The 14,878-nt window shown below is 72.1% G+C and carries 17 protein-coding genes and 2 tRNA genes; 11 read left to right on the top strand and 8 right to left on the bottom strand.

All coding sequences use genetic code 11. The features are described from left to right. Positions 1-129: 129 nt before the first annotated feature. Together ACFYNS_RS02910 and ACFYNS_RS02905 are read right to left on the bottom strand one after the other, a co-directional pair. Positions 130-1,044, bottom strand: a complete 915-nt coding sequence (locus ACFYNS_RS02910; protein WP_360292406.1) for an NAD(P)-dependent oxidoreductase — start codon at positions 1,042-1,044, stop codon at positions 130-132. 129 nt (positions 1,045-1,173) lie between these two features. Further along, positions 1,174-1,668: a DUF3145 domain-containing protein gene (locus ACFYNS_RS02905; RefSeq protein WP_360292403.1), complete on the bottom strand. Its 495-nt coding sequence runs from the start codon at positions 1,666-1,668 to the stop codon at positions 1,174-1,176. A gap of 303 nt (positions 1,669-1,971) precedes the next feature. Here ACFYNS_RS02905 and ACFYNS_RS02900 point away from each other — a divergent pair, with 303 nt between their 5' ends. Further along, the gene (locus tag ACFYNS_RS02900; protein ID WP_360292399.1) at positions 1,972-2,940 is read left to right on the top strand and encodes an SGNH/GDSL hydrolase family protein; all 969 of its coding nucleotides are present in this window, start codon (positions 1,972-1,974) and stop codon (positions 2,938-2,940) included. Positions 2,941-3,231: 291 nt separating this feature from the next. Here the strand turns inward: ACFYNS_RS02900 and ACFYNS_RS02895 are convergent, their stop codons facing one another. Together ACFYNS_RS02895 and ACFYNS_RS02890 are read right to left on the bottom strand one after the other, a co-directional pair. After that, entirely contained in the window at positions 3,232-3,660 is a 429-nt protein-coding gene (locus ACFYNS_RS02895) for an organic hydroperoxide resistance protein (protein WP_360292396.1), read from the bottom strand. A 174-nt stretch (positions 3,661-3,834) separates the two neighbouring features. Continuing rightward, positions 3,835-4,884 (bottom strand): NADP-dependent oxidoreductase, encoded by a 1,050-nt coding sequence (locus ACFYNS_RS02890; protein WP_388600358.1) that lies wholly within the window; start codon positions 4,882-4,884, stop codon positions 3,835-3,837. Positions 4,885-4,980: 96 nt separating this feature from the next. Here ACFYNS_RS02890 and ACFYNS_RS02885 point away from each other — a divergent pair, with 96 nt between their 5' ends. Next, on the top strand, positions 4,981-5,424 hold the full coding sequence (locus tag ACFYNS_RS02885; protein ID WP_360292391.1) for a MarR family transcriptional regulator: 444 nt from the start codon (positions 4,981-4,983) through the stop codon (positions 5,422-5,424). On the opposite strand, the gene ACFYNS_RS02880 is transcribed toward ACFYNS_RS02885, so the two are convergent. After that, on the bottom strand, positions 5,393-6,046 hold the full coding sequence (locus tag ACFYNS_RS02880; protein WP_388600355.1) for a TetR/AcrR family transcriptional regulator: 654 nt from the start codon (positions 6,044-6,046) through the stop codon (positions 5,393-5,395). The genes ACFYNS_RS02885 and ACFYNS_RS02880 overlap by 32 nt on opposite strands. A gap of 122 nt (positions 6,047-6,168) precedes the next feature. Here ACFYNS_RS02880 and ACFYNS_RS02875 point away from each other — a divergent pair, with 122 nt between their 5' ends. Together ACFYNS_RS02875 and ACFYNS_RS02870 are read left to right on the top strand one after the other, a co-directional pair. Next, positions 6,169-6,561 carry a cupin gene (locus ACFYNS_RS02875; RefSeq protein WP_388600352.1) on the top strand — a complete coding sequence of 131 codons (393 nt, stop codon included), beginning with the start codon at positions 6,169-6,171 and terminating at the stop codon, positions 6,559-6,561. A gap of 264 nt (positions 6,562-6,825) precedes the next feature. Further along, positions 6,826-7,398 carry a dihydrofolate reductase family protein gene (locus ACFYNS_RS02870; RefSeq protein WP_360292382.1) on the top strand — a complete coding sequence of 191 codons (573 nt, stop codon included), beginning with the start codon at positions 6,826-6,828 and terminating at the stop codon, positions 7,396-7,398. Positions 7,399-7,796: 398 nt separating this feature from the next. Here the strand turns inward: ACFYNS_RS02870 and ACFYNS_RS02865 are convergent, their stop codons facing one another. Further along, positions 7,797-8,921: a Ku protein gene (locus tag ACFYNS_RS02865; protein ID WP_360292379.1), complete on the bottom strand. Its 1,125-nt coding sequence runs from the start codon at positions 8,919-8,921 to the stop codon at positions 7,797-7,799. 30 nt (positions 8,922-8,951) lie between these two features. Here ACFYNS_RS02865 and ligD point away from each other — a divergent pair, with 30 nt between their 5' ends. Further along, a complete protein-coding gene (gene ligD, locus ACFYNS_RS02860; RefSeq protein WP_360292376.1) occupies positions 8,952-9,848 on the top strand; it encodes a non-homologous end-joining DNA ligase in 897 nt (298 codons plus the stop codon). A gap of 126 nt (positions 9,849-9,974) precedes the next feature. On the opposite strand, the gene ACFYNS_RS02855 is transcribed toward ligD, so the two are convergent. Continuing rightward, a complete protein-coding gene (locus tag ACFYNS_RS02855; protein WP_388600348.1) occupies positions 9,975-10,262 on the bottom strand; it encodes a YtxH domain-containing protein in 288 nt (95 codons plus the stop codon). Positions 10,263-10,452: 190 nt separating this feature from the next. On the opposite strand from ACFYNS_RS02855, the gene ACFYNS_RS02850 reads away from it, so the two are divergent. The 6 genes from ACFYNS_RS02850 (at position 10,453) to ACFYNS_RS02825 (ending at position 13,680) form a co-directional block, all read left to right on the top strand. Further along, a tRNA-Asn gene (locus ACFYNS_RS02850) sits at positions 10,453-10,525 on the top strand. Positions 10,526-10,758: 233 nt separating this feature from the next. After that, positions 10,759-10,832 (top strand) — tRNA-Ile (locus ACFYNS_RS02845). Between the two features lie 417 nt (positions 10,833-11,249). Then, a complete protein-coding gene (locus ACFYNS_RS02840; RefSeq protein ID WP_360292374.1) occupies positions 11,250-11,507 on the top strand; it encodes a hypothetical protein in 258 nt (85 codons plus the stop codon). A gap of 5 nt (positions 11,508-11,512) precedes the next feature. Next, positions 11,513-12,100 (top strand): Clp protease N-terminal domain-containing protein, encoded by a 588-nt coding sequence (locus ACFYNS_RS02835; RefSeq protein ID WP_388600345.1) that lies wholly within the window; start codon positions 11,513-11,515, stop codon positions 12,098-12,100. A gap of 226 nt (positions 12,101-12,326) precedes the next feature. Then, on the top strand, positions 12,327-12,875 hold the full coding sequence (locus ACFYNS_RS02830; protein ID WP_360292368.1) for a hypothetical protein: 549 nt from the start codon (positions 12,327-12,329) through the stop codon (positions 12,873-12,875). A 229-nt stretch (positions 12,876-13,104) separates the two neighbouring features. Further along, entirely contained in the window at positions 13,105-13,680 is a 576-nt protein-coding gene (locus tag ACFYNS_RS02825) for a hypothetical protein (protein ID WP_360292365.1), read from the top strand. A gap of 45 nt (positions 13,681-13,725) precedes the next feature. Here the strand turns inward: ACFYNS_RS02825 and ACFYNS_RS02820 are convergent, their stop codons facing one another. Then, positions 13,726-14,814: an aminotransferase class I/II-fold pyridoxal phosphate-dependent enzyme gene (locus ACFYNS_RS02820; protein WP_360292465.1), complete on the bottom strand. Its 1,089-nt coding sequence runs from the start codon at positions 14,812-14,814 to the stop codon at positions 13,726-13,728. Positions 14,815-14,878 lie beyond the last annotated feature (64 nt).

The raw sequence follows: 14,878 nt of genomic DNA, 5'->3' as shown, positions 1-14,878 counted from the left end.
TGAGGGGTGGCCTCCCGGAGGCCGCCCCTCACCCCTTCTCGGTCCCCGGCCCTCGTCCGGTGGCGCCACCGCCCCCCGGCCACCGGGGCACCGGAAGCGGTGGGGCGGCGCGAGCCGGGGTGGTGGCCGCTATGCCGAGCCCCGGGCATCGCCCCTGCCGTAGTCGGACGCCTCGTAGCTGGCGAAGTACGAGGCGACCGCGTCGTCCCCGCCGTGCCCCTGCGCCTCGGCGCGCCGCAGCCGCTCGGCCACCGCAGGGGCTGCATCGAGCCGCACCCCGCTCTCCCGGGCCGCCCGGGCGATGAGCTCGGCGTCCTTGCGGGCGCCGGAGAGCGGGAAGCTCGCCTTATAGCCGCCCTCCAAGAGGAGCCGGGCCTTCGCCTGCAGATACGGGGCGTCCAGCGGACCGCCCGCGACGGCGCCGAGGAACGCGTCGGGATCGACACCGAGGCCCTCGGCGAGCGCCAGGGTCTCGGCGGTGCCGTTGACGAGGGTGAGAACCCAGTTGTTGACCACGAGCTTGAGGCGGCTGGCGGCACCGGGTTCCGCCCCGAGCCACAGGGTCCGGGCACCGATGGCGTCCAGGACCGGAGCCGCGCGCTCGCGCACCTCGGGGTCGTCCGAGGCGCCGGACACCAGCACGGTCAGCTCGCCCGCCTCGGCGGGTGCCTTGGTGCCGAGCACGGGTGCGTCCAGGAAGCACAGCCCGTGCGCCCGGGCGAACTCGACCAGCGGTCCCAGCCCGTCCGGCCCGACGGTGCTGGTCTGGAGCCACACGGTGCCCTCGGACAGGCCCTGGGCGGCGGCACGCATGGCGTCCAGCACGGCGGGACCGTCGTGCAGGGAGGTCAGGACGGTGCCCGCGCCGCGCACCGCCTCGGCCGGGTCCTCCGCGACACCGACGCCGTGCGCGGCCAGCGGCTCGGCCCGGCCGCGGGTGCGGTTCCAGGCGCGGACCCTGAGCCCGGCCGAGGACAGGTTGCGGGCCATGGCGGCCCCCATGGTGCCGGTGCCGAGCACCGCGACAGAGGTTTCGTACGACATGCCGGAACGGTAGGCGTTCGAGCGCACCCGAAGGCAAGCGGCGCGCATGCGCGGTGCCCGGCTTCCGGCGAACGGCACGCGCGGCGGGAGCAGCTGTCGGCACCCGCCGCGGAGGGCAGGCGGCCCGAGTCAGACCACCTGGTGCAGCCAGCGGACCGGAGCGCCCTCGCCGGCGTAGCGGAACGGCTCCAGTTCGTCGTCCCAGGGCTTGCCCAGCAGCCGGGAGATCTCCGCTTGCAGATCGCTCTCCCCGCGCCCCGCGCGGGCGACGGCCGCACGCAGCCGGTCCTCGGGGATGAGGATGTCGCCGTGCATGCCGGTGACCGCGTGGAAGATGCCGAGGCCGGGGGTGGCGCTGTAGCGCTCCCCCTCGGCAGCCGCGCACGGCTCGGCCGTCACCTCGAACCGCAGCAGGTGCCAGCCGCGCAGCGCGGAGGCCAGTTTGGAGGCGGTGCCGGGATCCCCCTGCCAGGAGAACTCGGCCCGCCAGGTGCCGGGAGAGGCGGGCTGTCTGATCCAGTCGAGGTTGACGCGCGCGCCCAGCACACCCGCGACCGCCCACTCGACGTGCGGGCACAGGGCGCGGGGCGCCGAGTGGACGTACAGAACTCCACGTGTCGTCACCGGGACCTCCAGTGCGCTCCGAGGGTCGCCACCGGGCGGCCTCGATCACCTACCGGTCACGCGCCGGGAAAGCGCCTGACATTTTGCACCACCGGTCACTTCCCTACCAGCTCCCGAGGTTACGAATAGTAAACACCATTGCGCCCAATTCTCCCTGAAAGGGACAGGAAGTGACGCGAGGTAATATTCACCAGTCGCCGTGCCGATCGACCCACCGCTCATCGACCATGGCACAAGCTATCGCGAGGCGGCACGTGGTGGGTGACGTACCGTCGGTCGGGCACGGGTGAAACAGGGGGGCGGATGACGGAGAGCCACGAACCGGGGAACGCGCATTCGGCGCGTGCGCGGCCCGCCGCACGCAAACGGTCCCGTACCGTCGCCATCTGCGCTTTCGTGCTGATCACCGTAGCGGGCCTGGTGCTCGCCGTCTCGTGCGGCGACTCCTCCGGTGGAGGCGACGAGCACGGCGCGCAGCGCGCCGAGGGCTCCTCACGCCCCCATTCCCCGCCGACCCCGCGGAAGATCTGGAACCGCGAGCCGGACTCCCTGGCGGCGGTCGGGGACTCCATCACCCGAGGATTCGACGCCTGTTCGCTGCTGGCCGACTGCACCGAGGTCTCGTGGGCCACCGGCACGGCACCCGGTGTCGACAGCCTCGCGCGGCGGCTGCTGGGCGACCCCGAGGGGACGAGCTGGAACTACGCGGCCAGCGGTGCCGTGATGGCCGACCTGCCCGGGCAGATGCGCCGGGCCGCCGCCCGGAAGCCGGACCTGGTGACCGTCATGAGCGGCGCCAACGACGCCTGCCGCAGCACGACCGAGCGGATGACCCCGGTCGCGGACTTCCGTACCGACTTCCGCGCGGGACTGCACGCACTGCGCGCCGACGCACCCAAGGCGCAGGTCTACGTCTCCAGCGTGCCCAACCTCAAGCGGCTGTGGCAGGAGGGCAGAAAGAACCCGATAGGGCAGCGGGTGTGGGGGCTGGGCATCTGCCAGTCGATGCTCAAGGACCCGCAGTCGATGGCTGCCGCCGACCGGGAGCGCCGGCAGGAGGTCCAGGACCGGGTGATGGCCTACAACACCGTACTCAAGCAGGAGTGCGCCAAGGACCTGCGGTGCCGCTACGACAACGGCGCGGTCTTCGACTACCGCTTCACCGAGGCCGAGCTGAGCAACTGGGACTGGTTCCACCCCAGCAAGAAGGGCCAGCGCAGCCTGGCGGAGCTGGCCTACGAGGAGATCACCGCACGGCGTCCCGCCGGATGAGGCGAGCGGCCCGACCGGATGAGGGGCCGGCGCCAGGATGAGGTGGCCGGTGTCCGGGAGAGGCCGTCGCGGGCCGGCAGGTCCTCGCCGGGCCCTCCGCTCTCCGCAGCGCGCTCCGAGCCGCCGGGCCCCGGTGCTCCCGGAACCACCGGACCGGGGTCGGGGACACGGCTCGGGCTCCGGTTCCGGCTCCGGGCCCCGGCCGGGAGGCGGCCGGCACCTCCGGGCTCGGGCCTGTCCGGGCCGCGGGGCGCCGCCGGTTCGACGGCACTCCGCAGCCCGACCGCTCGATCAGGCGGTCTGCAGGGTGACCTCGATGTTGCCGCGCGTGGCGTTCGAGTACGGGCAGACCTGGTGGGCCTTCTCGAGCAGGTCCTTGGCCGTGGCCTCGTCCACGTGCGGAATGGTGGCCCGCAGGCTCACGGTGAGGCCGAAGCCGCCCTCGGGAGTGTTGCCTATGCCGACCTCGGCGGTCACGGTCGAACCGGAGATGTCGGCGCCCTCCTTGCGGGCCACGACACCGAGCGCTCCCTGGAAGCAGGCGCTGTACCCCGCGGCGAAGAGCTGCTCGGGGTTGGTGCCCGCGCCGCTGCCGCCCATCGCGCGCGGCGGGTTGACGACGACGTCGAGCTGGCCGTCATCGCTGGCCACGCGGCCGTCGCGGCCGTTCTCCGCGGTGGCGACGGCGGTGTACTTGACGTCGATCGGCTGTATCGCCATGGATTTCCTCCTGTTGATGGCACGACCGGGGGAACTCGCGCCCAGGTTCCCTCCGGTGCGGTGCCCAGCGTAGGCGCTCGGTCCGAGGGCGGTGCAGGGAGCCCGGCCGGACCCGGCCCGGGCCGGAACCCGGCCGGGCCCGGCTGAACCCCGGCCCGCCCCCTGCGCAGCGCTTCAGTCGCCGAGGGTGACGATCATCTTGCCGACGTTCTCCCCGCGCAGGAGGCCCAGGAAAGCCTCCAGGTTGTTCTCGATGCCCTCGACCACGGTCTCCCGGTACTTCAGCTCCCCGGAGCGGATCCAGGGGGCCACCTCCTCGACGAACTGCTGCTGGAGGTCGAAGTGGTCCATGACCAGCAGCCCCTCCATCCGGAACCGCTTGGCGATGATCTGGGCCAGATTGCGCGGCGCCGGGGTCGGTTCGGTGGCGTTGTACTGCGAGATCATCCCGCACACCGCGATCCGGCCGTGCAGGTTCATGGCGTCGATGGCGGCCTCCAGGTGCTCGCCGCCGACGTTGTCGAAGTAGACGTCGATTCCGCTCGGCGCAGCCTCCTTGAGCTGCTCGGCGACCGGGCCGTGCTTGTAGTTGAAGGCCGCGTCGAAGCCGTACTCGTCGGTGAGGACCTTGACCTTCTCATCGGAGCCGGCCGAGCCGATCACCCTGGAGGCACCCTTCAGCCGGGCGAGCTGGCCCACCTCGCTGCCGACCGCACCCGCCGCGCCGGAGACGAAGACGGCGTCGCCGGGCTGGAAGCCGGCCACCCGCAGCAGGCCCGCGTACGCCGTGAGGCCCGGCATGCCCAGCACTCCGAGGTAGGTGGAGAGCGGGGCCGCCTGGGAGTCGACCTTGGTGGCGTACTTGGCCCGGAGCGTGGCGTACTCGCGCCAGCCCAGGTCGTGCAGCACGTGATCGCCAGGTGCGAAGGCGGGGTCCTCGGAGGCGAGGACGACACCGATGGCGCCGCCGGTCATGGGCTCGTTCACCTTGTAGGGGTCCACGTAGGACTTCGCCGAGCTCATCCTGCCGCGCATGTACGGGTCCACGGACAGGTGGATGTTGCGCACCAGGATCTGCCCCTCGGCCGGAGCCCGGACCGGCTCCTCCCGCAGCGCGAAGTCGTCCGTGGTGGGCCAGCCCTGCGGCCGGGCGGTCAGGTGCCAGGCGCGCCCGGTGGCCGGGATCCGGTTCTCGGCGGAGTCGGGGGATACGGATGAGGTCACGCTGTCGCCTCCAGAATTGCTTCAGGTACTGAAACAACCATGCGGGCCGATATTTCATGTTGTCAAGCATCGCCCGCCGCCCGCTAGGCTGGTCGCATGGCAGGAGGAGACGGTCGCACCCCGGACGCGCTCAGCGTCGAGGTGGCCGAGCTGATCGGCACCGTGGTCGCGCGCTACCACGAGGAGTACGAGCTGGCCGCCGCCGAGCATGCGCTGACCGGCGCACAGGCACGCGTCCTCACCCTGCTGTCGCACCGGCCCACTCCGATGCGGCAGCTCGCCCGCCATCTCAAGTGCGAGCCGTCGAACGTGACGGGGATAGTCGATCGACTGGAGGCAAGGGGCCTGGTCGAGCGCAGACCCGACCCCGCCGATCGCCGGGTCAAGGTCGCCGCCGCCACCGAGGAGGGCCGCGCCACCGCGACCCGGCTGCGCGGCGAGCTGGACTTCGCGGGGGAACCCCTCCAGGAACTGACGCCGGCCGAACGCCGACTGCTGCGCGATCTGCTCAGGCGGATGCTGGGCGGGACCGCGCACTGAGCCCGGCCACCAGCAGGTCGAGCCCCGCCCGGAACTCCTCCAGACGGTCGCCCTCGGCCGAGGCCGTGGCGATCTCCACCACCCGCGGATAGCGGCCCCCCGGGAGCGTCCGCCCGCGCTCGATCACCTCGTCGGCCGAGCCGCCCGACAGGCGCAGGGAGGCAGCTCCCGACTCGCTCTGCGCGAAGCCGATGACGAACCCGACCACCAGCCGGAAGGCCACGAGCAGGTCACGCCCCGACCGGCCGCCCCTGGCCAGCGCCTCCAGCATCCGCTCCCCGAAGGCCAGCGTCGACTCGTCCGTCGTGCGGCGCGCCACGATCAGCGGCACGACCTGGGGATGTCGGCGGACGGTCACCCAGTAGGACTCGGCGAGGACCCGCACCTCCTCGCGCCAGTCGTCGGCGGGCTCCGCCGGATAGGCGGCATGCCGGACGACGGCCTCGATCACCAGCGACTCCAGCCCCTCCCGGCCGTCCACGTAGTTGTAGAGCGTCATCGGACCGGTGCCCAGCCGCGCGGCGAGAGCACGCATCGAGAGGGCGTCCAGCCCCTTGTCGTCGGCCAGCTCCAGAGCCGCCGAGGCGAGTTGGTCCCTGCTGAACTTCTTCGGTGCGGGCACCGGGCGTCCGCCTTTCCTGGCCGTCTTCCGGCCACTGGCCCTCCTGGCCTTCCCTTGACCACGTACGCCGTACGTGTTCCACTGTCTTCACGTACACCGTACTTGATGAAGAGGTGGCCACCATGACCGCGGTAGACCTGTTCTCCTCCATGATCCGACTCGGGCCCGACGGCGACGTCCGGGCCGGGGAGCGCCGGATGTCCCCGGACATCGGCGGCTGGACGGTGGTGACCCTGCACGTCGAGAACGACGCGGACGCACACCCCGAGTCGTGGGAGTGCCACCCGGACGGCGAGGAGGTGATGTGCGTGCTGACCGGCACTGTGCGGGTCCACTTCCGCAGCGAGACCGATCCGCGGGACCCGGACGGGGAGCCGGCGGCCCGGCTGGGCCCGGGCACCGCCTGCGTCATCCCGCGCGGGCGCTGGCACCGCATCACCGTCGAGGAGCCCAGCGACATCATGGCGTTCTCGCGGATCGCGGGGACCCGCATGGAGCGCCGCACCGGCTGGTGAGCGACGGCGTGCCGGCCGGGAGCACGGGCATCCGGCGCACCGGACCACGAGCGGACGGCAGGGCGGCAGGGCGGCAGGGCGGCAGGAGACGGATGTCCCTCAGGGGTCCGGTTCGCCGAAATCTGCTGAAAAAGAGCTGCGACAGGCCGATAAGTTCTTCCACAGACGGCGGTCAGGATCCATGAACGGTGTGGCAGCAGCCGCGAGCGGTGAGGGCCTCGCACCGATCCGCCGAGAACCGACACCAGACACCGAGGACCTGAGATGCGCACTCTGATCAGCACCGCCTTCATATCGCTCGACGGCGTCGTGGAGGCTCCGGGTGGGGAGCCCGGCTATCGGAACGCCGGGTGGACCTTCAAGGACATCGAGTTCGTCCCCGAGGCCTTCGACATCAAGAGCCGGGAGCAGCAGGAGGCCGCCGCCATGCTGATGGGGCGGACCAGCTACGAGGCGTTCAGCCCGGTGTGGCCCGACATGGAGGACTTCGCCGACTACAAGGTGCTGCCGAAGTACGTCGTCTCCACCACGCTCGGCGAGGAGGACTTGGTGGAGAACTGGGGCGAGACGACGATCCTGCGCTCGCTCGACGACGTCGCCGCGCTGAAGCGGACCGAGGGCGGCCCGATCATCCTTCACGGCAGCGCCTCCCTGAATCAGGCGCTCTCGGACGCCGACCTGATCGACCGCTACCACCTGCTCGTCTTCCCGCTGCTGCTCGGGGCGGGCAAGCGGCTGTTCAGCACCACGGACAAGGACACCCAGAAGCTGAAGCTGGTCGAGCACGACGCCTACGCCAACGGCCTGCAGAAGAACGTGTTCGACGTCGTCCGCTGACCGGTGTCCGGGGCCCGGGGCCTGCCGCTCCCGCGGATCGCGGCCGCCGGTGGCCGAGGGCCCGGGCGTGCCGATCCGCCCGGCGGACGCGTCCGCCGGGCGGCCGGACCGGCGCAGCGGGCACCGGGCAGGGGCGGGGGACGGTGCCGGAGTGGGCGCCTGGCGACGGCGGCGCAGCCAGGCGCCGACTGCCCGGCCGGCCGGCCGGTTCGACGTCCCGCACCCGCACCCGCACCCGCACCCGCACCCGCACCCGCACCCGCACCCGCACCCGCACCCGCGGCAGGATGCGGGACGCACGGAAGGCACGGGCGTCGGACCGTCGACCTCGGCCGGTACCGGCGCCCGTCGCGATCGGCACACCCGGCGGCGGAGCGCACGGGGGGCTGTGCCTCCGGTCAGGCGGTCTTGCGGGGCCGCGCGGACTTCTTCGCGGCGGTCCTGCCCGCGGCGGCCTTCTTCGCCCCGGTCGACCCGGTCGCACCCGCCGACTTCTTGGCAGCGGCCTTCTTGGTGCCGGTCTTCGTGGCAGCAGCCTTCTTGGCGGCGGTCTTCTTGGCGGCGGTCTTCTTCGCCGCGGTCTTTTTGGCGGGACTCTTCCCGCCGGCCGACTTCGCGCCGGACCCCGCGGCTCCGGACCTGTGGGCCCCCTTGCCGCCGCTCCGCCCGGACGCCGCCCGCTCGCCCGTCTCCTTGCGGCGGTCCGAGATCTCGTGGACGGTCGCCTCGCCCTCCTGGCGCCCGCTCCTGGCCTCCTGGACGCTGCGTTCCAGCACGGACATCAGGTCCACCAGCTTGCCGCCGCCCGCCTCGGTACGGCGGCGCAGTTCCTCGGGCGGCGGCTCGGCGCCCTCCGCCTTCGCCCGGACGAGCTCTTCCAGCGCCTCCCGGTACTCGTCCCGCAGGTCGCCCCAGTCCAGCTCGCCGAGGGTCTCCATGAGGGTGTCCGCGAGGTCGAGTTCGGCGTCCCGCACCGTGACCTCCTCCTCGGGTGCGACGCCGCTGACCGAGCGGATCTCGTCGGGCCACAGCATCGTGTGCAGCGCCAGCGCGTCCTCGTAGACGCGCAGCATCCCGAGGCTCTCCCGGGCCCGCAGGGCCAGCTTGGCGACGGCGACCTTGCCGGAGCGCTTCAGCGCCTCACGCAGCAGGACGTACGGCTTGTCGGCGCGCTTGCCGTCGGCGGCCAGGTAGTAGGAGCGGTCGAGCTGGATGGGGTCGATCTCCTCGGCGGGGACGAAGCCGAGGATCTCCACGGTCTTGGCGGTGGGCAGGGGGAGGGCCGCCATGTCGTCGTCGGTCAGCAGCATGGTGCGGCCCTCTTCGGTCTCGAAGCCCCGGCCGATCTCCTCGCGCGGTACTTCCTCCTCGTCCAGCTCGCACACCTTGCGGTACCGGATGCGGCCCTGGTCGGCCGTGTGGACCTGGTGGAAGGAGACGCTGTGGTTCTCGGTGGCCGCCACCACCTTGATCGGGATCGAGACCAGCCCGAACGAAATGGTCCCTTTCCAGATTGAACGCATACTTTGTCCCTTCTATGGGACTCTCAGGTTATGCCGCACACGGAGATCGGGGGCCACCGTCTGGCCCTCAGCAACCTCGACAAGGTGCTCTATCCGGCGACGGGTTTCACCAAGGGCGAGGCGATCCGCTACTACGCCGCCGTCGCCGATGTCCTGCTGCCCCACCTCGATGGACGCCCGCTCTCCTTTCTGCGCTTCCCGGACGGCGTGGAGGGCGAGAAGTTCTTCACCAAGCACGTTCCGCCCGGCACCCCCGACTGGGTGACGACACGCAAGATCACGGTGGTGAGCAGGACGCCGCTGAACCAGGTCCTCATCCAGGACGAGGCGACGCTGATCTGGGCGGCCAATCTGGCGGCCCTGGAGCTGCACACCCCGCAGTGGCAGTCCGACCACCAGGCCGAGGCGGACCGGCTGGTCTTCGACCTCGATCCGGGTGAGGGCGCAGACATCCTGGACTGCCGCAGGCTCGCCGACTGGCTGCGCGAACGGGTGGCCGACGACGGGATCACCCTGCTGCCCAAGACCTCCGGCTCCAAGGGCCTGCACCTGATCGCGGCGATCGAGCGCACCCCCTCCGACCGGGTCTCGGCGTACGCGAAACGGCTCGCCCAGCAGGCCGAGGCGGAGCTTCCCGACCACGCGGTCAGCAAGATGGCCAAGGATCTGCGGCCGGGGAAGGTCTTCGTCGACTGGTCGCAGAACAACCAGGCCAAGACCACGGCAGCGCCCTACACACTGCGCGCCAAGCAGCGCCCGACCGCCTCCACCCCGCTGACGTGGGCCGAGCTGGCCGCCGCCGACCGGCCGGAGGACCTGGTCTTCCTCGGCACCGACTTGCCGCAGCGGATCGAGGAGTACGGCGACCTGCTGGCCCCGCTGCTGGAGAGCGCTGCGGGGAGCGGCCGTGGCCGCATCCCGGAGTAGCGGCGTGCGCACACCGCCCGGGGAGGTCCGTCCGCACGCCGGGGGAGGACGGAAGCAGCCGTGGCCGCTCCCGTCCTCCCCCGGACCGCTTCCGCGGCGGCCCCCGGAAGGGCCCGCCGACCGGTGTCAGTGCGCTTCCGCGCCCCAGTCGCTGCCCGCGCGGGCACGGTAGTCGCGAGCCGTGCGGACCCGGTCGGCCACCGAGGAGGGGAGCCGGTCCTGGACGGCGTCGGCGGCCTTCGCCGCGGCCTGCCGGCTGCTGAGCGCCGCCGCCTCCCCCGCGTTGCGCACCGCCGGGTTCTCGGCGATCCTCCGCGCGCCCTTCCTGATCTGCTCGTAGCGCTCGCGTCCCGCACGGGCGCCGAGCACGTAGCCGATGGCCAGTCCGGACACGAATGTGAGCCGGTAGCGCATAGCTTGCCCCTTCTTTCGGCTGGTGGTCCTGCTGCCGGTACCCGGGGACTGCGGCAGCCACCGGGGTGCCTCAGGGGTACCGCGTTCGGGCGGCGGCAATACCGATTTCAGAGCACCCCCTGGCATGCGCTAATGTATTCCTCACCGCAAGGGAGCGCCCCGGGGATCCGGAGTGCGACCGGCGAGACGGTCCCGTGTAGCTCAATCGGCAGAGCAGCCGGCTGTTAACCGGCAGGTTACTGGTTCGAGTCCAGTCGCGGGAGCACCACTCGAAAGGGCCCCTCCCAGGGGCCCTTTTTGCGTGCCGCCACTGCGTCCGAGGCCCGGCGCAGGGTGTTCTTCCGTACTGCACAACGAAGTTGGCCGCGAACTGGAACCAATCACCCTTGGTTCGGGGTCCTCACCTGCGTAGATCTCCCCCGCCGCGGGCGGCAGATCCTATGAACGGTTATGCTGCGGCAGACGGCGCGCACAGATGTGCGCGGCGCGCCGTTACGGGGCGGTAGCTCAGCCGGTTAGAGCAGCGGACTCATAATCCGTCGGCCGTGGGTTCGAGTCCCACCCGCCCCACCTCAGCACAACCGAGCAGAAACGTTCCAAGCTGGACCTCCACCGGGGCGCCTCCGCACGACGGGCGCCCCGTTCCGCGTTCTCCGACGGCTGTTGACCTCCGCGCCGGCCCGCCACCCCCGTCACCCGTTCGGGGCGCCCGACCCCGGTCCTCGAAGAACCCCTCCGCCCGCTCGGACCGCACGCTCCGCGGGTGTGCCGTGCGAGCCGCCCGGAACAGCGCCCGCGCCACCCTCCGCGCCATCCGCACGCCCCCTCATCGGCACCCATCCGGCCCCGCCCCACCCTCCGCTCTGCCCGGCGGCACCCGGGACGACGCTCCGGGCGACCCGGATCACCCCTCCCCCGTCGCGCCGTCACCAGAAGCGCTGTCAATTATGATTGACAAGCATCTCACGTCATCCTAGGTTGACATGCATGGCAGGAACGGAAGCAACAGGAACGGAAGCAGGAGGGGCGGACGAGGCGGTCCACACCGCGCAGGCCGCCCTGGACGGCGACCCGGCCGTGGGGTTGCGGGCCATTGCCGCACTGCGGCGGCTCACGGAGCGCCTGGAGGAACTCCAGGTCGACAGCGCGCGCCGCCGGGGGTGGTCGTGGGACGAGATCGGCGCGGCCCTCGGAGTCAGCAGGCAGGCCGTACACAAGAAGCACTCGAAGCGCACTGGGAGGTAGGGGCGATGTTCGAAAGGTTCACCGGGGAGGCACGGGACGTGGTGATCGGCGCGCAGGAGGAGGCCCACTCACTCGGACACGACCGGATCGGCACCGAGCATCTGCTGCTGGGCGCGATGCGGCGCCCCGAACAGACGGGGGCCGCGACCCTGTACCGGTTGGGCGTGAGCGCGGCGTCGTGCCGGGCGGCGGTCGCGGGAGTGGTCGCCGGGTCCCGCGAGGATCTCGGCCCGCAGGACGCGGAGGCGCTGCGCGCCCTCGGGATCGACCTGGCGGAGGTCCGCAGGCATGCGGAGGAGTCCTTCGGGGCGGGCGCGCTCGACGCGGCGCCGGGGTCCGCCCGCACGGGGCGCGGCGGCGGGACGGCCACCCGGCACATCCCGTTCTCCGCCCGTGCGAAGGACGCGTTGAAGCGGGCACTGCGCGAGGCGTCGGCACGCGGGGACCGGGAGATCGGGACCGCGCATGTACTGCTCGGCGTGCTGCGGTCGGAGGACAACATCTCCGTCGCGGTGTTCTCGCGACTCGGCGTGGACCCGGATGTGGTGCACGAACTGGTGCTCGACGACCTGCGAACGGCAGCGACAGCGTGAGGAGACCTCCGCGGCCCACGTGACCGGGGCCCTTTGAGGCTCCGGTGGCGGGTGGGACCGGTGGTATGACAGGCGTCAACTGCCCGCACAGAGCCGGGTGATAGCGTACAACCCCCCGAGGCAGCGATGTGTCGTACTGGGTATCCCGCGCATCGCGCCCATTCCGGCGATGCCATGGAAAGCACGCATACGACTGCGTCTTCACCGAAGAGGGGGAAAAATCACGATGCGTTCCACCCGCTCCACCCGCTTCTCCAAGGGCGCGCTGGCCGCTGCCGCGACCTCCGCGCTGGTACTCCTGCCCGCCGGGGCCGCCTACGCCGGCAGCGGCCCGGCCACTCCCCCGTCGCACCCGCAGAAGCTGACCCGCAGCACGGCCCCGTCCCCCGAGGGGAACCCGGCCAGCCGGGCGGCCCGGGCGGCGGGGGTCTGCGACGACGCCGTGCCGATCGGCACCCGCGGACTGATCAAGCGGGGCTCGGAGACGATCGCCTCGGTCAAGCAGTTCTACTCGAAGAAGTGCAACGAGAACTACGGGTACGTGTGGGTCTGGGAGAGCTTCCGCAAGACAGCCGCGCCCTACGACATCACCGCCGGCGTCTACAGCTACAGCGACGACTCGGTGCACGCGGCCAAGGCGTGGAAGTCCACCAAGCAGCAGGAGTTCTGGACGGACGGGGCGAACACCGTCGACCACTGCACCTCCGGCGTGGGCAGCCTGCGCCCGGCCGGCGCGCCGCAGAGCTACCAGGCGTACTCCCAGAAGCGCTGCTGAGCAACGCACCCGGGCGGCCCACGACGGCCGGAGGGGATGCGCAAGAGCCGGGGCCCGGCGCCGCTTTGCCGGTGGCGCCGGGCCCCTTCCGCGCCCTTGCGCGCCCCCTCCTCCACGACCCGCCGCCGCGCGCGTGAATCCCCGCCACGGGCATCGCCGCCTCGTACTGTGAGGTTCTGGTCTGACCGTTGTGACCGGAAAATCCCGTACTCCCATCAGGAGGAGACTCATGCGCACCTCGTCCGCCTTCAAGGGCGTCTCGCCCGTCAAGGGCGCCCTCACCGCCGCCGCCTGCGCGATGGCGCTGCTGCCCGCCGGCGCCGCCCAGGCCGACGCCACGGCGCCGGCCCCCACCGAGGCCCGGGCCGGCTCGGCGGCGGCATCCGCCGGCATGCCCGAGAGCGCCCCGGCGGCCGACGAGGCGGGCATGTCCGCCGACCGATCCGCCATGGCCGCGCACATGTGCAGCGACGCCTACCAGATCGGCTCGACCGGCTACATCAAGCGCAAGGGCTACACGATCGGTTCGGTCAAGCAGTTCTACTCGAAGAAGTGCAACCGCAACTACGGCTACCTGTGGGTGTGGAAGAGCTTCCGCGACCACCACCGGAACTACGCGACGAACGTCGGCGTGTACGACTTCCACGCCAAGAAGCTGGTCGGGCTGCGCATCTGGCGCCACACCTCCGCCGCGGAGTTCTGGTCCTACCCGGCGGACACCGTGCGCCACTGCACCGCTGCGCGCGGCGCCGTGACGGTGCCCGGCGAGAGCAAGAACTACGCCTACTCCTCCAAGCGCTGCTGACCCTGTCCGGCCGCTGACCGCCCGAGCCGCAGCGGGCGGGGGAGTTCACAGCACCGAGGCCATCCGGCGCACCACCTCCGCCAGGATCTCCGGAGAGGTCGCCAGGTTCAGCCGGACGTGCCCCGCTCCCCCGGAACCGAAAGCGGGCCCGGAATTGAGGGCGACCCGGCCGCGCCGCAGGAACACCGCGGCCGGGTCCTCGCCCAGCCCCAGCGCCCGGCAGTCGAGCCAGGCGAGGAAGGTGCCCTGGGGCTCCCGGTGGCCGACCCCGGGCAGTTCCCGGGCGAGCAGCTCCCCCAGCAGCCGCCGATTCTCGTCCAGGCCCGCCAGCAGGTCGTCGAGCCAGCCGGTGGCCTGCCGCAGCGCCGCCGAGTGCGCGATGACACCCAGGTGACTGGGCCCATGGCCGACCTCCTCCGGCATGGCGGCCAGCTCGTCGGCTGCCGCGCTGCCCGCGACCGCCAGGCCCGCCTTGAGCCCGGCCAGGTTCCACGCCTTGGAAGCCGACAGCAGACAGAACGCGTCCTGGCTGCCCGGCACCGACAGATACGGCACCTGCCTGGCTCCCGGCAGCACCAACGGCGCGTGGATCTCGTCGGCGACCACCCGCACGCCGTACGCGGCGGCGAGCGCCGCGACGCCCGCCAGCTCCTCCGCGGTGTGCACCGTGCCGGTGGGGTTGTGCGGGCTGCACAGCAGGAAGGCAGCGCGCCGCCCGCCCGCGGCGGCCCGAGCGAACGCCGCCTCCAGCGCCTCCGGATCCAGCCGCCCGGCCCCGTCCAGCGGGGCCTCCACGACGCGGCGGTCCAGGTGCGCGACGAACTGGTAGAAGGGCGGGTAGACGGGCGGATTGACCACCACCGCGTCGCCGGGTCCGGTGACCAGTTTGAGCACCTCGACGACGCCGAGCATCACGTCCGGCACCAGCGCGGTGCGCTCCGCCGGGATCCGCCAGTCCCAGCGGCGGCGCGCGAAGCCGTCCCACGCCTCCGCGTAGCCGGTGCCCGCGGGGTAGCCGGTGTCGCCCGTCCGGACCGCCTCGCGGATCGCCTCGGCGACCGGCTCCGCCGGCAGTACGTCCATCTCCGCCACCCACGCGGGCAGCACATCGGGGTCGTAGGCGCGCCACTTCATGCTCGTACGGCGGCGCAGCTCCTCCAGGCTCAGCGTGCGCAGGGGGTTCGGCAACGGTGCTCCT

Origin of the sequence: Streptomyces sp. NPDC006925, from assembly GCF_042869575.1 — a bacterium.
In the GTDB taxonomy this organism is placed as follows: Bacteria; Actinomycetota; Actinomycetes; order Streptomycetales; family Streptomycetaceae; genus Streptomyces.
Note: the sequence above shows the minus strand (reverse complement) of the source record. Positions and strands in the feature narration are given on the sequence as shown.